We start from the raw sequence: 24,922 nt of genomic DNA, 5'->3' as shown, positions 1-24,922 counted from the left end.
TTATCTTTCAGGAGTGCAAAGTGGTCAAAAAAAGCCTGCCCTTATTACTGTTGTTGTGTGCCGCTTCGGCGTTTGCCAAGCCCACGTTGACGGTCTACACCTATGATTCCTTCGCGGCCGACTGGGGCCCTGGCCCGGCGGTGAAAAAAGCGTTCGAAGCGGACTGCAACTGCGAGCTGAAATTCGTCGCGCTGGAAGACGGCGTTTCGCTGCTTAACCGCCTGCGCATGGAAGGGAAAAACAGCACCGCCGACGTGGTACTGGGGCTGGACAACAACCTGCTGCAGGCCGCGCAACAAACCGGTTTATTCGCGCCAAGCCGCGTTGACGGCGCCAAACTGAGCGTGCCGGGCGGCTGGCAGGATAAAACCTTCGTGCCTTATGACTACGGCTACTTTGCCTTCGTTTACAACAAAGACAAGTTGAAGAACCCACCAAAAAGCCTGCAGGAACTGGTCAACGGCGATCAAAACTGGAAGGTGATCTACGAAGATCCGCGCACCAGCACCCCAGGCCTGGGCCTGCTGCTGTGGATGCAAAAAGTGTTTGGCGATAACGCGCCGGAAGCCTGGCAGAAACTGGCGAAGAAAACCGTCACCGTCACCAAAGGCTGGAGTGAAGCCTACGGCCTGTTCCTGAAAGGCGAAGGCGATCTGGTGCTCAGCTATACCACCTCCCCGGCTTATCATCTGATCGAAGAGAAGAAAGACAGCTACGCCGCGGCCAACTTCAGCGAAGGCCATTATCTGCAGGTGGAAGTGGCAGGCAAACTCAAGGCCAGCAAGCAGCCTGAACTGGCGGAGCGCTTCATGCAGTTTATGGTGACCCCGGCGTTCCAGAACACCATCCCAACCGGTAACTGGATGTACCCGGTGATCAAGACTCAACTGCCGGCCGGCTTTGAGCAAATGACCGTCCCCCAGACCGCGCTGCAATACAGCGCCGAAGAGGTCGCCAAACAACGCGGTAGCTGGATCCGGGCATGGCAAACCGCCGTCAGCCGCTGATCCCGCACTGGCTCTGGCCGGGGCTGCTGGCCGCCGGCCTGATCCTGGCCGTCGCCGCGCTGGCGATGGGCTCGCTATGGCGACACGCGCCGGAAAGCGATTGGCGCGGCCTGTGGCAGGACAGCTACCTGTGGCACGTAGTCCGCTTTACCTTCTGGCAGGCTTTGCTGTCCGCGCTGATCTCGGTGCTGCCCGCCATCGCGCTGGCACGTGCGCTATACCGCCGCCACTTCCCCGGCCGGCTGTTGCTGCTGCGTCTGTGCGCCATGACGCTGGTGCTGCCGGTATTGGTGGCGGTATTCGGCCTGCTCAGCGTGTATGGCCGACAGGGCTGGCTGGCATCGCTGTGCGGCTGGCTCGGCATCAACTACAGTTTTTCCCCCTATGGTCTGCAGGGCATCCTGCTGGCGCATATGTTCTTCAATCTGCCGCTGGCCGCCCGCCTGCTGCTGCAGGCGCTGGAAAACATTCCGGTCGAACAGCGCCAACTGGCGGCTCAGCTCGGCATGAACGGCTGGCAACAGTTCCGCTTCGTCGAGTGGCCGGCATTGCGCCGCCAGATCCTGCCGAGCGGCGCGCTGATCTTCATGCTCTGTTTCGCCAGCTTCGCCACCGTGCTGTCGCTGGGCGGCGGGCCGCAGGCCACCACCATAGAATTGGCGATCTACCAGGCGCTCAGCTATGACTACGATCTCAGCCGCGCCGCCCTGCTGGCGCTGATCCAGCTGGCCTGCTGTCTGGGGCTGGTAGTGTTCAGCCAGCGGCTGAGCCAGGCGCTGCCGGTCGGCAGCACCCAGGCCCACATCTGGCGCAATCCCGAAGACAGCCTGTGGCGTCGCGCCGGCGATTTTCTGTTGATCGCCGCCGCCCTGCTGCTGCTGCTGCCCCCGCTGCTGGCGGTGATTGCCGATGGCGCCAATCAGACGATGGTCAGCGTCCTGCAGCAGCAGGTGCTGTGGCAAGCGCTGTTCACGTCACTGCGTATCGCCCTCGGTGCCGGCGCGTTGTGCGTGGTGTTGACCATGATGCTGCTGTGGAGTAGCCGAGAACTGAAGCTGCAACAGCGGCTGCGCTGGGGCCAAACGCTTGAACTGAGCGGCATGGTGATTCTGGCGATGCCGGGGATCGTGCTGGCCACCGGTTTCTTCCTGCTGTTGAGCGATACTGTCGGGTTGCCGCAATCGCCCTATGCGTTGGTGATCCTCACCAATGCGCTGATGGCGGTACCCTACGCCCTGAAGGTGTTGGAAAACCCGATGCGAGACCTGGCCGAGCGTTACAACCCGCTGTGCCTGTCGCTGGGTATGCACGGCTGGCAGCGGCTGCGCTGGATCGAGCTGAAAGCGCTGCGCCGCCCGCTGGCGCAGGCGCTGGCTTTCGCCTGCGTGCTGTCGATCGGCGATTTCGGCGTGGTTGCCCTGTTTGGCAACGAGCAGTTCCGCACCCTGCCTTTTTACCTGTATCAGCAGATCGGCGCCTATCGCAGCAATGACGGCGCGGTCACCGCACTGTTGCTCCTGCTGCTGTGCTTCCTGCTGTTTACCCTGATCGAACGCTTACCGGGCCGCCATGCTGACGCTTGAAAAACTGACCTATCTGTATGAACACCTGCCGATGCGCTTTGATCTGCGCATCCGGCCGGGCGAACGTGTCGCGGTGCTCGGCCCCAGCGGCGCGGGCAAAAGCACCTTGCTCAGCCTGATCGCAGGTTTCCTGCCGGCCGCCAGCGGCAAGCTGCTGCTGAACGGCAGCGACCACACCGGCACGCCGCCGGCCAAAAGGCCGGTCTCGATGCTGTTTCAGGAAAACAACCTGTTCGCCCACCTGAGGGTGGCGCAGAACATCGGATTGGGCCTTGACCCCGGGCTGCGGCTGAACGCGGACCAGCAACAACAGTTGGCGCAGATTGCGCGCCAGGTGGGGTTGGAGGAGCATCTGCAGCGCCTGCCGTCGCAGCTTTCCGGTGGCCAGCGCCAGCGCGCAGCCCTGGCTCGCTGCCTGATCCGCCAGCAGCCCATCCTGCTGCTCGACGAGCCTTTCTCGGCGCTCGACCCCGCGCTGCGCAATGAGATGCTGCAACTGTTGCAAGAGGTTTGCGACCAACGCAACCTGACGCTGCTGATGGTGTCGCACAACCTGGATGACGCCGCACGCATCGCGCCGCGCACCCTGTTGGTGGTCGACGGGCGTATTTATTACGACGGCTCCACGCAGGCGCTGCTGGACGGCAGCGCGCCGGAAGCCCGGGTGCTGGGCATTTCGCACAAACCGTGATCTGCAGCGCGTTTTTTATGCTGGGCAAATAAACCTGTTGTGCGAATTTTTCGCCTGTGGTTTTATAAAAACCTGACTTCTATTACTGATGATAAGGTTCCCTGTGATCGCATCCTCGCTGACTTCGACCCTACTAGTTACCGCGCTACCAGCCGCGGTGATGGTCGTCGTGCGTGTGGTGGTGGTCGTCGGCAATGCGCCGTAGGGTCCGAATCAACGCATCGATTCCCAAACCCCGCCGGCGCAAACCGGGCGGGGTTTCTTGTTTTAGCTCCCTGCCCAGAAAAGCGAACCGGCCCTGAGAAAGGATAGGAACATGGCAATTTCGGGCACGCCACATCAAGGCCAACGCTTCACCGGCGCAGAACTGATCGTTCATTTGCTGGAGCGACAGGGCATCACTACCGTAGCCGGCATTCCCGGCGGCGCGGCACTGCCGCTGTATGACGCGCTGAGCCAAAGCACTCGCATTCACCACGTGCTGGCACGCCACGAACAGGGCGCGGGCTTTATGGCGCAGGGCATGGCACGCGCCAACGGCAAGGCGGCGGTCTGCATCGCTTCCAGCGGGCCGGGGGCGACCAACCTGGTCACCGCCATCGCCGACGCCAAACTCGATTCCATCCCGCTGGTGTGCATCACCGGCCAGGTGCCCTCTTCCATGATTGGCACCGACGCCTTCCAGGAAGTGGATACCTACGGCATCTCGATTCCCATCACCAAGCACAACCACCTGGTGCGCGACATCCGCGAACTGCCGCAGGTGATCTGCGACGCATTCCGCATCGCCGAATCCGGCCGCCCCGGCCCGGTATGGATTGACGTGCCGAAAGACGTACAAACGGCGGTGATCACTCTGGATGAACTGCCGCCCGTCGCGGTGCCTGACGCAACGCCGGCCTTCGAAGCCGCAGCAGTGGCGCAAGCCGCCGCAATGATCAACCAGGCCAAGCGCCCGGTGCTGTATCTGGGTGGCGGCATTATCTGCGCCAACGCTTACCAACAAGCGATTGAGCTGGCCGAACGCGCCAACCTGCCGACCACCATGACGCTGATGGCGCTGGGCGCCATGCCGGTGCAGCACCCGTTGTCACTGGGCATGCTGGGGATGCATGCGGCCCGCAGCACCAACTTTATTCTGCAGGAAGCCGATCTGCTGATCGTATTGGGCGCACGCTTTGACGATCGGGCGATTGGCAAAACCGAACAGTTCTGCCCTAACGCCAGCATCATCCACGTGGATATCGACCGCGCCGAACTGGGCAAGGTAAAGCAGGCGAATATTGCCATTCATGCCGACGTCGGCCAGGTGCTGCAACAGCTGTTGCCGCAGATTGAAGCGCAGCCGCGCAGCGAGTGGCTGGACACCGTCAACGGCCTGAAACGCGAGTTCCCGTTCAGCATGCCAAACGCCGAAGATCCGCTGAGCCACTACGGGCTGGTGCTGGCCGCCGCACGCTGCGTGGATGAAAGCGCCATCATCACCACCGACGTGGGCCAGCATCAGATGTGGGTGGCGCAAGCCTATCCACTCAGCCGACCGCGCCAGTGGCTGACTTCCGGCGGCCTGGGCACCATGGGCTTCGGCCTGCCGGCGGCTATCGGCGCGGCGCTGGCCGAACCGCAGCGCAAAGTGCTGTGCTTCTCCGGCGACGGCAGCCTGATGATGAACATTCAGGAAATGGCTACCGCCGTCGAGCACGATTTGGACGTGAAGATTATCCTGATGAACAATCAGGCGCTGGGGCTGGTGCATCAGCAGCAAACCCTGTTCTATCAGCAGCGCATCTTTGCCGCCGCCTACCCGAAACGCACCGACTTTATCAAGATTGCCGCCGGGTTCGGGCTGGACACCTGCGATCTGAACGCCGCAGAAGATCCGCAGGCCGCGCTGGCCGAGGCGATCCAACGCCCTGGCCCGTGCCTGATCCACGCGCTGATCGATATCAATGAAAAAGTCTTCCCGATGGTGCCGCCGGGCGCCGCCAACATCGACATGATTGGAGAATAAGCCATGTCAGAACAACACAATAATCCACAGGTGATCCTTGAGCTGGCGGTCCGCAACCATCCCGGCGTGATGTCGCACGTGTGCGGTCTGTTTGCGCGCCGCGCCTTCAACGTGGAAGGCATCCTGTGCATGCCGCTGAAAGACGGCAAACAAAGCCGGATCTGGCTATTGGTGGCAGACGATCAACGGCTGGTGCAGATGATCAGCCAGGTAGAAAAACTCGAGGACGTGCTGCTGGTGAAACGCCACAGCGAAGACGTGCGGGTGTTTGAACAGTTGGAAGCCTTCTTCCAGTAATGATATCCCCGTCGTATTTCAAGCGGCAGCGTTGTTGGCTGCGTCCCTAAACCCCAGTCACTTACCTAAGTAAGCTCCGGGAGTTTAGGTTCTTGCCGCCTAGCTGTCGCATGAAATCCATAGGGGATAAAATTTGCTGTCCGACATCAGCCGGCCAACACTTTCCACAACAGGTGACGGTAAACCGGCATCAACGGCTGTTGGTATAGGGAGTAAAAGGCGCCGAAAGCAAGCACCCAACTCAGCACGCAGGCCATCCGCAACCGCACCGGCGACAGCCAGGTGCTCAGCCGATCGGCGCTGCGCTTGCCTTCACGCCACCAACGCCAGCTCAGCCAGGCGGCCAGCCAAATCAGCACCACCACCGCAAACAGCAACCATTTGAATAACGCGCTGTTGGCGCTGGCAGGAATGTCTATCGCCACGCCGGCCAAAATACCCGGGAAGAAATAGACCGGCGGCCAGGTGATGCAGCCGATAATGTTAGGCAGGGCGAATTTGTACGGCGGCAGATCGAGCATCCCGGCCACCATCGGCACCAGTGGACGCGTCGGGCCGACAAAACGGCCAATCAGAATGGTCGCCATACTGTGTTGATGCAGCGCGTGCTCGGTCTTGTCCAGCATCGCCTTGTTCTTTTTTAGAAATGACCAGCGGTGCAGCGGCCCCTTGAAGGCACGGCCGATAAAGTACGAGATCCAGTCCCCCAGCAGGCAACCGAGGATCCCCGCGCCCCAGGCGTAATAGAAATCCACCTGGCCGCTGCCGATCAGCGCGCCGATGCTGGCCATCATTACCGTGCCGGGCAGTAACAACCCAACCAGCGCCAGCGATTCCAGAAACGCGACAAACATGACGACCATCAGAGTGAAAGCCAATGACTGGGTGATCAGATGCTGCAAATAGGCTTCCATAAACCTCTACTCGTTATCAAAAGCGCGTGGGCGTGGGATTGTCCGGTGCGGCCGGAAGTGAGTCAACCGATGAATTGTATGCGTTTTTAGCGGAACCGCCCGGCAATGGACAATTACTGTATAAAAACCCATACTGTAACTTATGCCTATCCTCTTTCAGTTTAGCTTCTCAGGAACCGCGTGATGTCACTCCAACAGGGTTTTCTGCTCACCCGCCACTGGCGCGATACGCCCGCAGGTACCGAGGTGGAGTTCTGGCTGGCGACCGACCACGGGCCGCAGCAACTTCGCCTGCCACCGCAAAACTCCGTAGCCTTTATCCCCGCAGAACAGCGCCAGCGCGCTGAGCTGTTGCTGCGTGAAGAGCGGCAACTGGAGCTGAAACCCCTGCCGCTGACCGATTTCCATCACCGCCCGGTGCTGGGGTTGTATTGCCGCCAGCACCGTCAATTGATCAAACTGGAAAAACTGCTGAAAGACGGCGGCGTCAATGTCTACGAAGCCGATATCCGCCCGCCGGAGCGCTACCTGATGGAGCGTTTTATCACCGCGCCGGTGTGGTTCAGCGGCCGGCCCAATGGCAGCGGCCCACTGCTCGACGGCCAGATGAAACCGGCGCCGGATTACCGCCCGACGCTGAAAATGGTCTCGCTGGACATTGAAACCACCGCCCACGGCGAGCTGTATTCAATAGCGCTGGAAGGGTGCGGTCAACGCCAGGTGTACATGCTGGGGCCGGCCAACGGCGGCAATGAACCGCTGGATTTCGAGCTGGAATACTGCACCAGCCGCCCACAAATGCTGGAACGGCTGAATCAGTGGCTGGAACGGCACGATCCGGACGCCATCATCGGCTGGAACCTGGTGCAGTTCGATTTGCGCGTGCTGCAAAAACACGCCGAGCGCTACCAAATCCCTCTGCGGCTGGGCCGTGGCGGCAACCTGCTGGAATGGCGCGAACACGGCTTCAAGCAGAATCACTTTTTCGCCTCTGCCGCCGGGCGGTTGATTATCGACGGCATAGAAGCGTTGAAATCCGCCACCTGGAACTTCCCTTCTTTCAGCCTGGAATACGTAGCGCAGGCGTTGCTGGGAGAAGGCAAATCCATCGATAACCCCTACCAGCGGATGGCGGAAATCGATCGGCGCTTCGCCGAAGACAAACCGGCGCTGGCGCGCTACAACCTGAAGGACTGCGAGTTGGTCACGCGGATTTTCGCCAAAGCCGAGCTGTTGACCTTCTTGCTGGAACGCGCGACCGTCACCGGGCTGGCGGCGGATCGCAGCGGCGGTTCGGTGGCCGCGTTCAGTAATCTGTATATGCCGCGCATGCACCGGCTGGGTTTTGTGGCGCCCAACCTCGGCGAGCAGCCGGAGGAACACAGCCCCGGCGGCTTTGTCATGGATTCCCAACCCGGCCTGTATGACTCGGTGCTGGTGCTGGATTACAAAAGCCTGTACCCGTCAATCATCCGCACCTTCCTGATCGATCCGGTCGGGCTGGTGGAGGGCATGCAGCACCCGGGCGATGCCGATTCGGTACCCGGTTTTCGCCACGCGCGTTTCTCGCGCGGCAAACACTGCCTGCCGGCGATCGTCGAACAGATCTGGCAAGGGCGCGAGGCGGCAAAACGCCAACAGAACAAGCCGTTATCCCAAGCCTTAAAAATCATCATGAACGCGCTGTACGGCGTGTTGGGATCGAGCGGCTGCCGCTTTTTCGATCCCCGCCTGGCGTCCTCGATCACCCTGCGCGGCCATGAGATCATGCGCCAGACGCGCGAACTGATCGAGGCACAGGGCTATCAGGTGATCTACGGCGACACCGATTCCACCTTCGTCTGGCTCAGGCAACCGCACAGCGAACAGCAAGCGGCGCAGATTGGCAGGGCGTTGGTGCAACAGGTTAACCAATGGTGGCAGCAGCATCTTCAGCAGCAATTCGGGCTGGAGAATGCGCTGGAACTGGAGTTTGAAACCCATTATTCACGCTTCCTGATGCCCACCATCCGCGGCGCAGAGCAAGGCAGTAAAAAGCGTTATGCCGGGTTGATCGCCAAAGCCGACGGCAGCGAAGAAATGGTCTATAAAGGGCTGGAAACGGTGCGTACCGACTGGACACCCCTGGCGCAACAGTTCCAGCAGTTGCTGTACCAGCGCATATTCAAACAGCAGCCGTATCAGGATTTTGTACGTGAATACGTCAGCAAAACGCTTAACGGCGACTTTGACGATCGGCTGGTCTACCGCAAGCGCCTGCGCAGGAAACTCGACGAGTATCAGCGCAACGTGCCGCCGCACGTCCGCGCAGCACGTATCGCCGACGACTATAATCGTCAACAGGGTCGACCGCTGCAATACCAGAGCGGCGGCTGGATCAGCTACGTCATGACCGTGGCTGGGCCGGAACCCCTGGAGACCCAGCAATCGGCAATAGATTACCAGCATTATCTGGACCGCCAGTTGCAACCGGTGGCAGACGCTATACTCCCTTTTCTGCATGACGATTTTACCACGCTGGTCACCGGGCAGATGGGGCTATTCTGACATTGCGCCCGCCATGCGGGCTTTGGCGAAGGGTTAAGAAAAATCATCGGGTTTTGCAGGTGACGAACGCGCCGCCTTCCATTACCATAGCGCCCTTCCCAAATTCTGAACCACGCTGCGCCCATGCCGTCTCGCGACGCCCGCATGGCGTGAACAGCTATTGCCCGTCAAATTAAAATAAACCGGGATTAGCAAACGTTTGATACAGGTGCCGCGGCCCTTCCCGCCCGGTAACAAGACTTACTTAAAAAGAATCGAGCCAACAACATATGCCTTTTACACTTGGTCAACGCTGGATCAGCGATACGGAAAGCGAATTAGGTCTGGGAACCGTCGTGGCGCTGGATGTGCGCATGGTTACCCTGCTTTTCCCCGCCACCGGTGAAAACCGCCTCTATGCCAGAAGTGACTCGCCAATCACCCGCGTGATGTTCAATCCGGGCGACACCATCAGTAACCACGAAGGATGGGAACTGCAGGTAGAAGAAGTCAAAGAGGATAACGGCCTGCTGACCTATATCGGCACCCGCCTGGACACCCAGGAAAGCGGCGTGGCGATGCGCGAAGTGCTGTTGGACAGCAAGCTGACCTTCAGCAAGCCGCAGGACCGTCTGTTTGCCGGCCAGATCGACCGTATGGATCGCTTCGCCCTGCGTTATCGCGCACGTAAATACCAAAGCGAGCAGTATCGCCTGCCGTTCGCGGGCCTGCGCGGCATGCGTGCCAGCCTGATCCCCCACCAGTTGCACATCGCTTATGAAGTCGGGCAGCGCCATGCGCCGCGCGTACTGCTGGCGGATGAAGTCGGTCTGGGGAAAACCATCGAAGCCGGGATGATCATCCATCAGCAACTGCTGGCGGGCCGCGCCGAGCGCGTACTGATCGTGGTGCCGGAAACGCTCCAGCACCAGTGGCTGGTCGAAATGATGCGCCGCTTCAACCTGTATTTCTCGCTGTTCGACGACAGCCGTTACTCGGAAGCCAAACTCGACAGCAGCAATCCGTTTGAAACCGAACAGCTGGTGATCTGCTCGCTGGACTTCGTGCGCCGCAACAAGCAGCGCCTGGAAGAGCTGGCGGACGCCCAGTGGGATCTGCTGGTGGTCGATGAAGCCCACCACCTGGCCTGGAGCGAAGAAGCGCCAAGCCGCGAATACCAAGTCATCGAACAGTTGGCGGAACACATCCCCGGCGTACTGCTGCTGACCGCAACCCCTGAGCAGCTTGGCCAGCAAAGCCACTTCGCCCGTCTGCGCCTGCTGGATCCGAGCCGTTTCCACGATTACCAAGAATTCGTCAGCGAACAGCAAAAATACCGCCCGGTCGCCGATGCCGTTACCCTGCTGCTGAGCGGCGAACGTCTGGCCGATGACAAGCTGAACATGCTGGGCGAACTGATCGACGAGCAGGACATCGAACCGTTGCTGAAGGCCGCCAATAGCGACGCCGAGGGCGCCGAGCAGGCGCGCCAGGAGCTGGTCACCATGCTGATGGACCGCCACGGCACCAGCCGCGTGCTGTTCCGCAACACCCGCAACGGCGTCAAAGGCTTCCCGCACCGCAATCTGCACCAGATCAAGCTGCAACTGCCGACCCAGTACCAGACCGCAATCAAAGTGTCCGGCATCATGGGGGCGAAGAAAACGGTTGAAGCGCGCGCGCGCGATATGCTGTACCCAGAGCAAATCTACCAGGAATTCGAAGGCGAGAACGCCACCTGGTGGAACTTTGATCCGCGCGTGGAGTGGCTGCTGGACTACCTGGTGGCCAACCGCGATAAGAAAGTGCTGGTGATCTGCGCCAAGGCCGACACCGCGCTGCAACTGGAACAGGTGCTGCGTGAGCGTGAAGCGATCCGCGCTGCGGTGTTCCACGAAGGGCTGTCGATTATCGAACGTGACCGCGCCGCCGCCTACTTCGCCTCAGAAGAAGACGGCGCCCAGGTGTTGCTGTGCTCGGAGATCGGTTCCGAAGGCCGCAACTTCCAGTTCGCCAGCCACCTGGTGATGTTTGATCTGCCGTTCAACCCGGATCTGCTGGAGCAGCGTATCGGCCGTCTGGACCGTATCGGCCAGATGCATGAAATTGAAATCATGGTGCCGTACCTGGAAAACACCGCTCAGGCGGTGCTGGTGCGTTGGTTCCATGAAGGGCTGGATGCCTTTGAGCACACCTGCCCGACCGGCCGCACCATTTATGACAGCGGCTACGAGCAGTTGATCGGCTTCCTGGCTGCGCCGACCGAGCATGAAGGGCTGGACGAATTCATTCACGCCTGCCGCCAACAGCACGATCACCTCAAAGCGCAACTGGAGCAGGGCCGCGATCGCCTGCTGGAAATGCACTCCAACGGCGGCGAGAAAGCTCAGGCACTGGCGGAGGCCATCGCCAATCAGGACAACGACGTCAATCTGGTGGGCTTTGCGCTTAACCTGTTCGACATCGTCGGCATCAACCAGGACGATCGCAGCGACAACCTGATTGTGCTGACGCCGTCCGATCACATGCTGGTGCCGGACTTCCCTGGCCTGCCGCAAGACGGCTGCACCGTCACCTTCGATCGCGAACAGGCGCTGTCGCGTGAAGACGCGCAGTTCGTCAGTTGGGAACACCCGATCATCCGTAACGGCCTGGACCTGATCCTGTCCGGCGATACCGGCAGCTGTGCGGTGTCCCTGTTGAAAAACAAGGCGCTGCCGGTCGGCACCTTGCTGGTCGAACTGGTGTACGTGGTGGAGGCGCAGGCGCCGAAACACCTGCAACTGACCCGCTTCCTGCCACCGACGCCGATCCGCATGCTGATGGACCGCAAAGGCACCAACCTGGCGGCGCAGGTCGAATTCGAAAGCTTCAACCGTCAGTTGAACGCGGTCAACCGCCATACTTCCAGCAAGTTGGTCAACGCCGTACAGCAGGACGTACACGCCATGCTGCAACAGGCGGAAAGCCTGGTTGAAGACCAGGCGCGCGCGCTGATTGAACAGGCGAAGCAGGAAGCGGACGACAAGCTGAGCACCGAACTGGCGCGTCTGGAAGCGCTGAAAGCGGTTAACCCGAACATCCGTGATGACGAAGTGGAAGCGCTGGAGTTCAACCGTAAACAGGTACTGGTCAACCTGAATGAAGCGGGATGGCGTCTGGACGCTATCCGTCTGGTGGTGGTCACTCACCAGTAACCTGCGGCACGGGGAACTCCGGTTCCCCGTACGGTCACTTTCAGCGGAGCCAAGATGGAACCCTACAATCCCCCTCAGGACCCGATGCATATTCTGTATCAGGATGAGCACATTATCGTGGTCAACAAGGCCAGCGGCCTGCTGTCGGTGCCCGGCCGCGCGCCGGAAAACAAAGACAGCCTGATGACGCGTATTCAGGCGGACTTTCCGGCGGCCGAATCGGTACATCGCCTGGACATGGCGACCAGCGGAGTGATTGTGGTGGCGCTGAACAAGGCCGCAGAGCGTGAACTCAAGCGTCAGTTCCGCGAGCGCGAGCCGAAGAAATCCTATATCGCCCGCGTGTGGGGCCATCTGGAGCACGATGAAGGGCTGGTGGATTTACCGCTGATTTGCGACTGGCCGAACCGGCCGCTGCAGAAGGTGTGTTTCGAAACCGGCAAAGCGGCGCAAACCGAGTATCTGGTGTTGTCGCGCGATGCCGATGGCAGTACGCGGGTAAAACTGACGCCGATCACCGGCCGCTCTCACCAGTTGCGAGTGCATATGCTGGCGCTGGGCCACCCGATCCTCGGCGATGGGTTCTATGCGCATCCCGCAGCCAAGGCAATGGCGCCGCGATTGCAACTGCATGCGCAGGAACTGCGCATCACCCACCCGGCATTCCTGACGCCGATGCATTTCCGCGCCGAACCGGATTTCTGAATCGCATTTAAAACGGGCCCAGCCTGCTGAGCCCCTACGTAGTATGACGGTTCTATACTCTAAATAATTGGCGTTGCATCGAGGCGGCAAGCCTGAAAATCCCCGGGAGCATAGTCAACTATGTGACCGGGGTGAACAGGCGCAGCCAACAAAGAGGCAACGTCAAGTATGACGGGTATAGTTATTTGAAGCCTTTCTCGCGCTTGATCAGGTCATACGCCGCCTGAATCTCCTGCGCTTTCTGCTTGGCCATTTCCATCATTTCCGGCGGTAAACCTTTCGCTACCAGTTTATCCGGATGGTGTTCGCTCATCAGCTTGCGGTAGGCGCGCTTGATGGTGGTGGCATCGTCACTGCTGCTGACGCCCAGCACTTTGCAGGCATCCTCCAGCGTCGGTCCGCGTTGCGCTTGCTGATAGCCGCCCTGCTGCCCGCCGCCAAACTGGCGCCCGCCTTCCATCATGCTGAGGAACTGATCGAACTGCGCGCGTGAAATGCCCAGTTCTTCAGCGATCACATACAGCACCTGACGTTCGTTCGGATGCAGCGAGCCGTCGGCAAACGCCGCCTGGATTTGAATTTCCAGAAACATCCGAATCAGGTCAAAACGCCCGAAACAGATACTGCGGAACTGCTGCAGCGTCTCTCTCAGCGGGAACTGGCTCTGTTTGCCTTCGCGAAACGCCTGCTGCGCCGCCGTACGGGCTTCCCCGTGCAGTTGCAGACGATCCATGAACAGGCTGGCGATCTGAATATCCGCCTCGGTAACGCGCCCTTTTGATTTGGTCAGGTGACCCATCACCTGAAAAGTGGTGCGGAAAAACAGCGTTTGCCGCGTTTGCTGATCGGCGAAAAAGCCCCGGCTGCGCTTGTTGCTGCGCGCAGTGTCGATCATATGACCGACAATCAGCCCCAAAACTACACCCCAGAATCCCGCGCCAGACCAAATGGCAACGATGACCCCGAGCAGTTTTCCCCAATACTGCATATACTCCTCAATTATCATGCCGAAAGCCGCCGGCTCCCTTGTGTCTTAGATAAGGGTTAAGGCGATTTTTCCCAGGATTTGGATTATCATACCTGTCATTTATCTTTGCGCCTAACGACGACGCAAGTAAACGGCAGGATTTAACACTAGCGCAACGCAGATGAGTGATATAGTCTCTGACCGTTTGCCGGACATGACGCCTCTGATGACGGAACACCAAAACCGCGTATGAAAAAAAGTTTCCCAACACTGCTGGCCACAATGATTTGGACGGCACTCTACAGTCAGCACGCGCTGGCTGATCTGGCCGAGCAATGCATGCTTGGCGTCCCTGTTTATGACAAACCGCTGGTCAGCGGCGATCCGAACAGCCTGCCTGTCACTATCAATGCGGATGACTCTAAAGCAGACTATCCGAAAAGCGCCCTGTTCACCGGCAACGTGAATATTGAACAAGGCAACAGCACCCTGACCGCCAAGCAAGTGGAACTGAACCAGACGCAAACTCCGGGGCAGGCCGAACCGGTGCGCACCGTGACTGCGACCGGCGACGTGCACTACAGCGACAATCAGATCAAGCTGAAAGGCCCGAAAGCCTGGTCAAATCTGAACAACAAAGATACCGACGTCTATGAAGGCGACTACCAAATGGTAGGCCGTCAGGGGCGTGGCGACGCCGATAAAATGAAGATGCGCGGCGCCAACCGTTACACCATTCTGGAAAACGGTACCTTTACCTCTTGTTTGCCTGGCGACAACAGCTGGAGCGTCGTCGGTTCAGAAGTGATCCACGACCGCGAAGAGCAGGTGGCCGAAGTCTGGAACGCCCGCTTCAAAATCGGTGGCGTACCGGTGTTTTACAGCCCGTACCTGCAATTGCCGGTCGGCGATAAACGCCGTTCCGGTTTCCTGATCCCGAATGCAAAATACGGCAGCAGCAATGGCTTTGAGTTCATGTTGCCGTATTACTGGAATATCGCGCCTAACTTCGACGCCACCATCACACCGCACTACATGTCCAAACGTGGCCTGCAGTGGCAGAACGAATTCCGCTATCTGGTGCAACCCGGCCTGGGCCTGATGGAGTTCGACTGGTTGCCGGACGACAAGGAATACAGCAAGGATAACCCTGACGACAGCACCCGTTGGTTGTTCTTCTGGAAACACAACGGCGTGATGGATCAGGTGTGGCGTTTCAACGTCGACTACACCAAAGTCAGCGACTCCAAATACTTTACCGATCTGGACTCGAAATACGGCTCAACCACCGACGGTTACGCAACGCAGAAATTCAGCGTCGGCTATGCCATCGACAACTGGGATGCCACCTTAAGCTCCAAGCAGTTCCAGATCTATGACGACACCGACCGCAGCCAATCGGATTCGTACAAGGTTCAGCCGCAGCTGGATCTGAACTACTATAAAAACGATCTCGGTCCGTTCGATTTACGCATTTACGGCCAGGCGGCCAAGTTCACCAGCGTTAACCCCTACAGCCCGGATGCGACCCGTTTGCACCTGGAGCCGACGCTCAATCTGCCGTTGACCAACGGTTGGGCCAGCCTGAACACCGAAGCCAAACTGCTGGCCACCCATTATCAGCAGGATATTCCTGACGGCTTTGCCAACAACTACAAGAGCCGTACCGGCAACGACGCGCCAGACCTGCAAGACTCGGTCAACCGTGTGCTACCGCAGTTCAAGGTCGACGGCAAGCTGGTGTTCGAACGCCCGATGATCTGGACAGAAGGCGCTACCCAGACCCTCGAACCGCGCTTCCAGTACCTGTACGTGCCTTATCGCGACCAAAGCAACATCTACACCTACGACACCACGCTGCTGCAGACCGACTACTCCGGCCTGTTCCGCGACCGCGCATACAGCGGCCTGGATCGCATCGCCTCGCAGAACCGTGTCTCCACCGGTTTAACCACGCGAATTTATGATGACGCGCTGGTTGAACGTTTTAACGCTTCCGTGGGTCAAATCTACTACTTCAGCCGTTCGCGTACCGGCGACCAGACGACGAACTACGACAACAACGATAATACCGGCAGCCTGGCTTGGGCTGGCGATACCTATTGGAAGATTGACGATCGTTGGGGACTGCGTGGCGGGCTGCAGTATGATACGCGCCTGAACAGCATCTCATTGGGCAACGGCGTGCTGGAGTACCGCCAGGACGCAGAACGCGTTCTGCAGTTGAACTACCGCTACGCAACGCCGGAATATATCCAGACGGCGCTGAACACCAGGCAGGTTCCAGCTTATCAGGACGGGATCTCTCAAGTGGGCGTAACCGGCAGTTGGCCGATTGTCGATCGCTGGTCAATCGTGGGCGCTTATTACTACGACACCCGCGCGCAACAGTCCGCCGATCAGTTGCTCGGTCTGAAGTACAACACCTGCTGCTGGGCGGTGACTCTGGGCTATGAACGCAAGATCACCGACTGGAACAACAGCAACCAAAGCAGCGTTTATGACAACAAAGTTTCATTCAATATCGAACTGCGTGGCCTGAGCAGCGATCACAGCCTGGGCTCCGCGGAAATGCTGCGTTCCGGCATTCTGCCTTACCAGCGTGCGTTTTGATACTTTGTAACACTTTGAAAACGACAACTTTCACCCGCATTTGCGGATTACAGAATGGGAAATGTATGAAGAACTGGAGAACGCTTATTCTCGGATTGGTGGTTTGCGCCAATACCGCGTTCGCAGCACCCCAAGAAGTGGATAAAGTCGCCGCCGTCGTGGATAACGGCGTAGTGCTTGAGAGCGACGTTAGCAGTCTGTTGCAGTCGGTGAAGCTCAATGCGCAACAGGCCGGCCAGCAATTGCCGGATGACGCTACGCTGCGTCACCAGATCCTCGAACGTCTGATTATGGATAACATCCAGCTGCAGATGGCCAAGAAAATGGGGATCGCCGTTTCCGATGCCGATCTGGACAAAGCCATCGGCAATATCGCCGCACAGAACAAAATGAGCATCGATCAGATGCGCAGCCGCCTGGCGTACGAAGGGCTGAACTACAACACCTATCGTTCCCAGATCCGCAAGGAAATGCTGATTTCTGAAGTGCGCAACAACGAAGTGCGCCGTCGCGTCACTATCCTGCCTCAGGAAGTCGACGCACTGGCAAAACAGGTTGGCGCCCAGAACGGCAGCGATACCGAGATGAACATCAGCCATATCCTGATCCCGTTGCCGGAAAACCCGTCGCAGCAGCAGGTTGACGAAGCGGAAGCCCTGGCCAAAAAGCTGATGGGTGAAATCAACGGCGGCGCCGATTTCGGCAAACTGGCGATCTCTTATTCTGCCGACTCACAGGCGCTGAAAGGAGGCAACATGGGCTGGGGCAAGCTGCAGGAAATCCCTACCCTGTTTGCCGAAAGACTGGCTAGCGCCAAAAAAGGCGACGTGGTCGGCCCGATCCGCTCCGGTGTCGGTTTCCACATTCTGAAAGTGAATGATATCCGCGGTGCCAACCAGTCCGTGTCCGTCACCGAGGTTCATGCACGCCATATTCTGCTGAAACCTTCTGTGGTGCTGACCGACGATCAGGCTCGCGCCAAACTTCAGGCAGTAGCCGAAGCCATCAAGAGCGGTAACGCCAAGTTTGCTGACGAAGCCAAACAGCTGTCTCAGGATCCGGGTTCTGCGTTGCAGGGCGGCGATCTGGGCTGGGCTTCTCCGGACATTTACGATCCGGCCTTCCGCGATGCGTTGATGAAGCTAAGCAAAGGCGAAGTCAGCAAACCTGTGCACTCCTCCTTCGGTTGGCACCTGATTCAGTTGCTGGATACCCGCCAGGTGGACAAAACCGACGCCGCGCAGAAAGATCGCGCTTACCGCATGCTGTTCAACCGCAAGTTTGCTGAAGAAGCGCAGACCTGGATGCAGGAACAACGTGCACAGGCTTACGTGAAGATCCTCGACGGTAATGCACAACAATAATCGCATAGTCATCACCCCCGGCGAGCCTGCCGGGGTTGGGCCGGATTTAGTGGCAGCGCTGGCGCAACAGGATTGGCCTGTTGAACTGGTGGTATGCGCGGATCCGGCCTTGTTGCTTGAGCGCGCCCGGCAGTTGAATCTGCCGTTGCAGCTTCGCGACTATCAGGCGGGCCAACCCGCCCAACCACAGCGTGCAGGTACGTTAACGGTGCTGCCGGTGGCAACCGCCCAGCCGGTGGTCGCGGGCGAGCTGAACGTGGGCAACAGCGCCTATGTGGTGGACACCCTGGCACGCGCCTGCGATGGCTGCCTGAACGGCGAGTTCGCCGCGCTGATTACCGGCCCGGTGAACAAAGGCGTGATCAACGACGCCGGCGTGCCCTTTATCGGCCATACCGAATTCTTTGCCGATCGCAGCGGTTGCGAACGCGTAGTGATGATGCTGGCAACCGAAGAACTGCGCGTAGCGCTGGCGACCACTCACCTGCCGTTATTGGCAGTGCCGGGTGCCATCACTCGTCAAAGCCTGTTTGAAGTCATCCGCATTCTCGACCAGGATCTGAAAACCAAATTTGGCATCGCCCAGCCGCAGATTTATGTCTGCGGGCTGAACCCGCACGCCGGGGAAGGCGGCCACATGGGGCGCGAAGAGATTGATACCATCATCCCGGCGCTCGATGCGCTGCGGGCTGAAGGTATTCATCTTATCGGCCCGCTACCGGCGGACACCCTGTTCCAGCCCAAGTATCTGCAACATGCCGATGCTGTGCTGGCGATGTATCACGATCAGGGTCTGCCGGTGCTAAAATACCAAGGGTTCGGCCGGGCGGTAAATATTACCCTCGGTTTGCCTTTTATCCGTACCTCGGTCGACCACGGTACCGCTTTAGAACTTGCAGGCACCGGCACCGCCGATGCGGGCAGTTTCAAAACGGCCTTGAATCTCGCCATTAAAATGATAATTAATTGTAATGAATAATAAAGTCCACCAAGGGCACTTTGCCCGCAAACGCTTTGGACAGAACTTTTTAACCGATCAGTTTGTCATCGATAGCATTGTCTCCGCCATTCACCCGATGCCGGGTGAAGCGGTGGTTGAAATCGGCCCCGGCCTGGGTGCACTGACCGAGCCGGTAGGCGCACGCATGGACCGCATGACGGTGATTGAGCTGGACCGCGATCTGGCGGCCCGCCTGGCAAACCACCCGCAGCTGAAAGACAAACTGACCATTCACCAGCAAGATGCCATGACGGTGAATTTCGCCGAGATGGCCGAGCAGGCCGGCCAACCGCTGCGCGTGTTTGGCAACCTGCCGTACAACATTTCGACGCCGCTGATGTTCCACCTTTTCAGCTATACTCAGGCCATTCGCGACATGCACTTTATGTTGCAAAAAGAGGTGGTCAACCGCCTGGTTGCAGGCCCGAACAGCAAAGCCTACGGGCGTTTGACGGTGATGGCGCAGTACTACTGCAACGTGATTCCGGTGCTGGAAGTGCCGCCCACCTCGTTCACGCCGGCGCCGAAAGTGGATTCCGCTGTGGTACGTCTGGTGCCGCACCAGGTGAACCCAAACCCGGTGGGTGATGTGCGTATGCTTAGCCGCATTACCACTCAGGCATTCAACCAACGCCGGAAAACCGTTCGCAACAGCCTGGGCGATCTGTTCACCCCAAAGCAGTTGACGGAATTAGGTGTCGATCCGACGTTAAGAGCAGAGAATATTTCTGTGGCGCAATACTGTAAGCTGGCTAACTGGCTTTCAGCCAACCCCACGCCGCAGCAATAAGGAGTAGTGGTCATGATTGATTCGCCCCGTGTATGTATTCAGGTACAAAGTATCTACGTGGAATCACAGTCGATACCTGAAGAAGAACGTTACGTCTTCGCTTATACCATCACCATCCGCAACCTGGGGCGTTTCAACGTGCAACTGCTGGGCCGGTATTGGCTAATCACCAACGCCAATGGCCGCCAAACCGAAGTTCAGGGCGAAGGCGTGGTCGGCGAACAGCCGCTCATCCAGCCCGGCGGTGAATTCCAATACACCAGCGGCGCGGTTCTTGAAACGCCGTTGGGTACCATGGAAGGCCATTACGAGATGGTTGATCATCAGGGTCAGCCATTCCGCACTGCCATTCCCGTGTTCCGCTTAGCTATCCCAACGCTGATTCACTAACTATGTCGACATATCTTATCGGCGACGTTCATGGCTGTTTTGATGAACTTCAATCGCTATTGGCCCAGGTGGCTTTCGATCCTCAAAGCGACCGACTGTGGCTGACCGGCGATCTTGTCGCCCGCGGCCCCGGCTCGCTGGACGTGTTGCGCTACGTGCGTTCGCTTGGTCCTGCGGTACGCATGGTGTTGGGCAACCACGATCTGCATCTGCTGGCCGTCTATGCCGGTATTAGCCGCAACAAACCCAAAGACCGCATTACCCCGCTGCTGGAAGCTCCGGATGCCGATGAGCTGATCAACTGGCTGCGCCGTCAGCCGGTGCTGCAGGTGGATGAGGAACTCAAACTGGTGATGGCGCATGCCGGCATCACGCCGCAGTGGGATATTGAAACCGCCCAACTGTGCGCCCGCGAAGTCGAAGCGGTACTGAGCAGCGACAGCTATCCGTTGTTCCTGGATGCCATGTACGGCGATATGCCGAACAACTGGGCCCCGGAACTGAGTGGGTTGGCGCGCCTGCGTTTCAGCACCAATGCCCTGACGCGCATGCGCTACTGTTTCCCGAACGGCCAGCTCGACATGATCTGCAAAGATGCGCCGGGCACCGCCCCTGCGCCGCTGAAGCCCTGGTTTGAATTGCCGCGTTTAGTGGACCCTGAATACACCATTATCTTTGGTCATTGGGCATCGCTGGAAGGTAAGGGCACGCCAGAAGGCATTGTCGGCCTCGATACCGGCTGTTGCTGGGGAGGCGATCTGACCATGTTGCGCTGGGAAGACCAACAGTACTTCACTCAACCTTCGAACCGCCGCGATATACTCGACAACGCGAATACGCTGGCAGCGTCATAATAAAACCGGGGTGGTTCGACGCCGCCCCGGCCTTTTCCGTTTAAGCTTAAGCGCCAATCACCCCGCCATCCTCACGCGTAATCATCAAGACTGACGAACGCGGACGCGGGCTGTTGTTCGGGAAATGAGAGTCGCCTTCTTCACCCGGATGCTGCACGTTGACGAACATCGTCTTGTAATCCGGCGTGAAGGTGATGCCGGTCAGCTCGCACGATTTCGGCCCAACCATAAAGCGGCGGATTTCACCGCTCAGCGGGTCCCCCACCAGCATTTGGTTATTCCCCTGCCCGGCATAATCGCCCTTGTTGCTGTACTTGCCGTCGGTGAGGATCCACAGGCGCCCAGCCTTATCAAAACCCAGCCCGTCCGGGCTGTTAAAGGTATTATCTGCGGTGATGTTCGGCGTACCGCGATTGACCCCTTCCGGATGCGCGATCGGGTTGCCGCACAGCGCATAAATATCCCAGGTAAAAGCGGCTGCGGTGGCGTCGCCGCCCTCATCCCAGCGGATAATCTGGCCGTAAACATTGTTCGGTCGCGGATTGGCGGCGTTCAGCGGCATGCCTTCTTCGCCGCGCTTGCTGTTATTGGTCAGCGTGCAATAAGCGCGCCCGTCATGCGGGTTCACGGCGATCCATTCAGGGCGATCCATTTTGGTTGCCCCCACCTGCGCCGCTGCCTTGCGCGCGAAGATCAACACTTCCGCCTCATCACGGAAGCCGTTTTCCGGCGTCAGGCCATTTTTGCCGAATTCCAGCGCAATCCAGCGCCCAGTCCCTTTCAGCGGCGTACCGCCGGCGTCACCGTCAAACTGCGCCACATACAGCGTGCCATCATCCAGCAAGCTGCGGTTATTGGCCGGATTGGCGATGTCTACCAAGCCTTTAGAGACGTACTTGTAGATATGCTCGCCACGCTCGTCGTCACCCATATAGACCACCAGACGCCCATCTTTAGCGACGGTCACCGCGGCATTTTCATGCTTGAAGCGGCCCAGCGCAGTGTGTTTGATTGGCGTTGACGTAGGGTTCATCGGGTCGATTTCAACGATCCAGCCGTGGCGGTTGAATTCGTTCGGGTTCTTCGCCACGTCAAAGCGCTCATCATAGTCCGGCCAGTTGCGCTCAGGTTCGCTGACCTTCAGCGTATAGCGCTTCTGTTCTGCCGTAGTTTGATAGTCGGCCTGATGGGTGCCGAAATAGGTATCGAAATTCTCTTCGCAGGTCAGGTAGGTGCCCCAGGGCGTTTTGCCGTTAGCGCAGTTGCCGAAAGTACCCAATACTTTGCGCCCGGTGGGATCGGCCGCAGTTTGCAGCAGCGGATGGCCGGCGGCCGGGCCGCTGAACTGCATTTCGGTGTTGGCGGTGATACGGCGGTTGTAGCGCGAAGGGCGCTCCACCTCCCAGCGTTGGCTATCGCCGGCGCGCTTCACCGCCACAATGGAAACGCCATGCGCCGCCTGGGATTTACGTACGTCCTCCAGGCTGGTGGCCTTGCTGCCGCCGTGGGCGAACAGGTACTGCTCATTCACGTATTCGTTGTTGATGGCCATCACGCCGTGATTGTCATCAATCGGGAAGAAGCTCATGCCGTCATTGTTGTCGCCAAACTGCTTTTCCTGATCGGCGGCGCTGTTGTTGCCCTGGGCATCAAATGCGGCGGCGCCCTCCACCAGCGGCTCCCCCCAGGAGATCAACACCTCGGCGCGATACCCCGGCGCAATCAACACTTCGTCGGCGGTGGAGGCTGTAATGCCTTTAAAGCCCAACAGCTTGTTCGGCGGCAAATCCTCGGCCAGCGCCTCGGCGGAAACCGTCCAGATGCCGCCGCCAAGGAATCCCGCCAGGCCAACAGCGCCTGCGCTGCCGAGCAGCAGTTTACGACGGGTGGGATCGGTCAGGCGGTCGGCGTCTAATTGCTCAATTTTGCTCGTCATGTGTCTGCTTCCTTTTTAAATGGCGCCGCGATCAAGATTCACCAGAGTTGCCGGGCGCTCGAAGTTGAGCTTCATACTAATCAGGAAGTGTGACGAAAATGTTACAACTGAGCGGCGCAAAAACGACAAAGGGCACAATTTCTTGTGCCCTTTGGGAGGAGGTGGCTAACGCCCGAAAATCAACGGCGTTCTAAAATCTCAAAGCAGTAGCTGTGAGAGTTCAGCTCGTCAGCATCGTGGAATTCGCTGAACGAAGTTTCCCATTCGTCCGGCTCATAGTCCGGGAAATGGGTGTCGCCACCGACTTCGGCGTCGATATGCGTCAGATACATACGGTCAGCACGCGCCAGGAACTGGGTATAGATATGCCCACCGCCCATGACCATGACTTCTTCCACATCACCGGCCGCAGCCAGCGCCTCGTCCAAAGACGTAGCCCAGGTCACCCCGGTTTCACTGCCGGGACGGCTGCTTAAAACGATGTTATGGCGGCCCGGCAGCGGGCGACCAATGGACTCGAACGTTTTACGGCCCATAATGACCGGTTTATTCAGCGTGTTACGTTTAAACCACGCTAAGTCCGCCGGCAAATGCCACGGCATGGCGTTTTCCATACCAATAACGCGATCCGCCGCCAAGGCAGCGATCAGGCTGATAATCATTGTTAAACCCTGTGTAGGCAGCAAAATTGCTCACACTATACGTAAAGGCCTATCCGTCGTCGATAGGCTAATCAAGCAAGATGAATATATAAGATAGCTCTTATCAGTATATCTAATAACCAGCGTTTACGGCTGCCGGGTTTCATACCCCTGGACGTTTTCGATACAGCCACAACCCCGGCAATGACAGCCCTATCGATAGCGCGCCGACGATGAAACTGGCCTTGAGAAAATTGGTGACCATGGTTTCCATCAAGGCTTCGCTATAGCCCAGATGCGAAATCTCCACCACCGTGATCATCGCGGTATAGGCGGAAATGCCGGGGAACATCGGGATCACCGCCGCTACGGTAAAGACCTTCGGGTGCGCCAACAACCAGCGCGACCAATAGATGCCGATGATGCCGATCAAAATCGCCGCCAGCAGCGACGCCCACTCGATATTCATGCCGGCGTGTATCATCAACATGCGCGAACCCCGGCCCACTGCGCCAAGCAGGGCGCAATAGCGCAGCGCGCGCAGCGGCACGTTGAACACCATGGCAAAACCCAGCGCCGGCACCGCCGCCAGCAGCATTTCCAGCAATAAGGCCCACAACAGACTCATGACCACCCCCGCAAATCCCACAGCGACATCGCCATCACCACGCCGATACAGGTAGCCAACGTCAGCAGACTGGCCATAGCCCAGCGCGCCAATCCGGTATTCACATGGCCTTTAAACATGTCCGCCACCGCGTTGATCAGCGGGAATCCCGGCACCAGCAGCAGCACGCTGGCGGCCATCGCTACGCTGGAGGTGTCGCTGAACACGGGTAACCGCAGCAACAGGCCGGAAACCGAAGTAGCGACAAACGCCGTCAGACAAAAGTTGATCAGCGGATTCATATGGCGGGCAGTGAGCATCTGGCGTACCAGCATCGCCACGCCGCTGGCGATAAAGGTGACCATGAACGCATCCCCGCCGCCGCCGTTGAGCATGCTGAAACAGCCACACGACAGCCCCACCATCACCACCACCAGCCAACGCGGGTAGCGCAGCGGGCGAATTTTCTCGAAACGCCGGGCAACATCGCGCGCATCCGCCAGCCGGTGCTCCGCCAGAATGACGATATGCTGTACCTCGGTCACCATCTGCATATTGATGCCCCGATCGATGTTCTTGCGCGTGGTGGTCAGGCATTCGCCATGGCTGATGGTCGTCAGCACCACCGCGTTGGCCGAGATGGAGCTTTCCACGCTGTCCATGCCCAGCGCTATGCCCAGCCGGGTCGATAACTGTTCCACCACCATGCTTTCAGCGCCATGCTGCAACAGCAGCAAGGCGCATTGAATGCACAGGCGGGTGATTTCACGCTGTTGCCGGTGCGGCTCCGGCATATCGGTCGTTGTGGTTTGATTCATAATGTCCCGTG

21 protein-coding genes are annotated in these 24,922 nt (G+C 58.8%); 15 read left to right on the top strand and 6 right to left on the bottom strand.

Annotation, left to right across the window (positions count from 1 at the left end):
• The first annotated feature begins 20 nt into the window (after positions 1–20).
• From thiB to ilvN, 6 genes are all read left to right on the top strand, one after another.
• Positions 21–1,007 carry a thiamine ABC transporter substrate binding subunit gene (gene thiB, locus ACUTQW_RS14175; protein WP_004950096.1) on the top strand — a complete coding sequence of 329 codons (987 nt, stop codon included), beginning with the start codon at positions 21–23 and terminating at the stop codon, positions 1,005–1,007.
• Complete coding sequence (gene thiP, locus ACUTQW_RS14170; protein ID WP_445654881.1) at positions 983–2,590, top strand: thiamine/thiamine pyrophosphate ABC transporter permease ThiP; 1,608 nt, start codon at positions 983–985, stop codon at positions 2,588–2,590. The genes thiB and thiP overlap by 25 nt, the downstream gene beginning before the upstream one ends.
• Positions 2,577–3,281: a thiamine ABC transporter ATP-binding protein ThiQ gene (thiQ, locus tag ACUTQW_RS14165; protein ID WP_004950092.1), complete on the top strand. Its 705-nt coding sequence runs from the start codon at positions 2,577–2,579 to the stop codon at positions 3,279–3,281. Before thiP ends, thiQ begins: the two co-directional genes overlap by 14 nt.
• A gap of 88 nt (positions 3,282–3,369) precedes the next feature.
• Positions 3,370–3,486 (top strand): ilvB operon leader peptide IvbL, encoded by a 117-nt coding sequence (gene ivbL, locus ACUTQW_RS14160; protein WP_208295193.1) that lies wholly within the window; start codon positions 3,370–3,372, stop codon positions 3,484–3,486.
• A gap of 111 nt (positions 3,487–3,597) precedes the next feature.
• Complete coding sequence (gene ilvB, locus ACUTQW_RS14155) at positions 3,598–5,292, top strand: acetolactate synthase large subunit (protein WP_037432152.1); 1,695 nt, start codon at positions 3,598–3,600, stop codon at positions 5,290–5,292.
• Positions 5,293–5,295: 3 nt separating this feature from the next.
• A complete protein-coding gene (gene ilvN / locus ACUTQW_RS14150; protein WP_006323570.1) occupies positions 5,296–5,589 on the top strand; it encodes an acetolactate synthase small subunit in 294 nt (97 codons plus the stop codon).
• A gap of 146 nt (positions 5,590–5,735) precedes the next feature.
• Here ilvN and ACUTQW_RS14145 read toward each other — a convergent pair whose 3' ends face one another.
• Entirely contained in the window at positions 5,736–6,503 is a 768-nt protein-coding gene (locus tag ACUTQW_RS14145) for a DedA family protein (RefSeq protein ID WP_006323569.1), read from the bottom strand.
• A 183-nt stretch (positions 6,504–6,686) separates the two neighbouring features.
• On the opposite strand from ACUTQW_RS14145, the gene ACUTQW_RS14140 reads away from it, so the two are divergent.
• The 3 genes from ACUTQW_RS14140 to rluA all read left to right on the top strand — a co-directional run bounded on the left by ACUTQW_RS14140 (position 6,687) and on the right by rluA (position 12,931).
• A complete protein-coding gene (locus ACUTQW_RS14140; protein ID WP_006323568.1) occupies positions 6,687–9,050 on the top strand; it encodes a DNA polymerase II in 2,364 nt (787 codons plus the stop codon).
• A 269-nt stretch (positions 9,051–9,319) separates the two neighbouring features.
• Entirely contained in the window at positions 9,320–12,226 is a 2,907-nt protein-coding gene (gene rapA, locus ACUTQW_RS14135; RefSeq protein WP_062791255.1) for an RNA polymerase-associated protein RapA, read from the top strand.
• A 54-nt stretch (positions 12,227–12,280) separates the two neighbouring features.
• Positions 12,281–12,931: a bifunctional tRNA pseudouridine(32) synthase/23S rRNA pseudouridine(746) synthase RluA gene (gene rluA / locus ACUTQW_RS14130; RefSeq protein WP_020438425.1), complete on the top strand. Its 651-nt coding sequence runs from the start codon at positions 12,281–12,283 to the stop codon at positions 12,929–12,931.
• 181 nt (positions 12,932–13,112) lie between these two features.
• On the opposite strand, the gene djlA is transcribed toward rluA, so the two are convergent.
• Positions 13,113–13,919: a co-chaperone DjlA gene (gene djlA / locus ACUTQW_RS14125; RefSeq protein ID WP_004950081.1), complete on the bottom strand. Its 807-nt coding sequence runs from the start codon at positions 13,917–13,919 to the stop codon at positions 13,113–13,115.
• 228 nt (positions 13,920–14,147) lie between these two features.
• On the opposite strand from djlA, the gene lptD reads away from it, so the two are divergent.
• The 6 genes from lptD (at position 14,148) to apaH (ending at position 20,909) form a co-directional block, all read left to right on the top strand.
• Positions 14,148–16,511 carry an LPS assembly protein LptD gene (gene lptD / locus ACUTQW_RS14120; RefSeq protein WP_006323565.1) on the top strand — a complete coding sequence of 788 codons (2,364 nt, stop codon included), beginning with the start codon at positions 14,148–14,150 and terminating at the stop codon, positions 16,509–16,511.
• Between the two features lie 65 nt (positions 16,512–16,576).
• Positions 16,577–17,875, top strand: a complete 1,299-nt coding sequence (gene surA, locus ACUTQW_RS14115) for a peptidylprolyl isomerase SurA (RefSeq protein WP_006323564.1) — start codon at positions 16,577–16,579, stop codon at positions 17,873–17,875.
• The gene (gene pdxA, locus ACUTQW_RS14110) at positions 17,862–18,854 is read left to right on the top strand and encodes a 4-hydroxythreonine-4-phosphate dehydrogenase PdxA (protein WP_037430224.1); all 993 of its coding nucleotides are present in this window, start codon (positions 17,862–17,864) and stop codon (positions 18,852–18,854) included. The genes surA and pdxA overlap by 14 nt, the downstream gene beginning before the upstream one ends.
• Positions 18,847–19,665, top strand: a complete 819-nt coding sequence (gene rsmA / locus ACUTQW_RS14105; protein ID WP_445654880.1) for a 16S rRNA (adenine(1518)-N(6)/adenine(1519)-N(6))-dimethyltransferase RsmA — start codon at positions 18,847–18,849, stop codon at positions 19,663–19,665. The genes pdxA and rsmA overlap by 8 nt, the downstream gene beginning before the upstream one ends.
• Before the next feature lie 12 nt (positions 19,666–19,677).
• On the top strand, positions 19,678–20,055 hold the full coding sequence (gene apaG, locus ACUTQW_RS14100) for a Co2+/Mg2+ efflux protein ApaG (protein WP_004950071.1): 378 nt from the start codon (positions 19,678–19,680) through the stop codon (positions 20,053–20,055).
• 2 nt (positions 20,056–20,057) lie between these two features.
• A complete protein-coding gene (gene apaH / locus ACUTQW_RS14095) occupies positions 20,058–20,909 on the top strand; it encodes a bis(5'-nucleosyl)-tetraphosphatase (symmetrical) ApaH (protein ID WP_004950070.1) in 852 nt (283 codons plus the stop codon).
• Between the two features lie 46 nt (positions 20,910–20,955).
• On the opposite strand, the gene ACUTQW_RS14090 is transcribed toward apaH, so the two are convergent.
• The 4 genes from ACUTQW_RS14090 to ACUTQW_RS14075 form a co-directional block, all read right to left on the bottom strand.
• Positions 20,956–22,845, bottom strand: a complete 1,890-nt coding sequence (locus ACUTQW_RS14090; RefSeq protein WP_006323562.1) for a PhoX family protein — start codon at positions 22,843–22,845, stop codon at positions 20,956–20,958.
• A gap of 179 nt (positions 22,846–23,024) precedes the next feature.
• Positions 23,025–23,507, bottom strand: coding sequence for a type 3 dihydrofolate reductase (gene folA / locus ACUTQW_RS14085; protein ID WP_004950065.1), 483 nt, complete (start codon positions 23,505–23,507; stop codon positions 23,025–23,027).
• Positions 23,508–23,649: 142 nt separating this feature from the next.
• Positions 23,650–24,114 carry a threonine/serine exporter gene (locus ACUTQW_RS14080; protein ID WP_004950063.1) on the bottom strand — a complete coding sequence of 155 codons (465 nt, stop codon included), beginning with the start codon at positions 24,112–24,114 and terminating at the stop codon, positions 23,650–23,652.
• Positions 24,111–24,911 (bottom strand): threonine/serine exporter family protein, encoded by an 801-nt coding sequence (locus ACUTQW_RS14075; protein WP_004950061.1) that lies wholly within the window; start codon positions 24,909–24,911, stop codon positions 24,111–24,113. The genes ACUTQW_RS14080 and ACUTQW_RS14075 overlap by 4 nt, the downstream gene beginning before the upstream one ends.
• Positions 24,912–24,922 lie beyond the last annotated feature (11 nt).

Source organism: Serratia sp. TSA_7 (assembly GCF_052692135.1).
The sequence above is the reverse complement of the archived record's forward strand: the minus strand, read 5'-3'. Positions and strand labels throughout refer to the sequence as shown.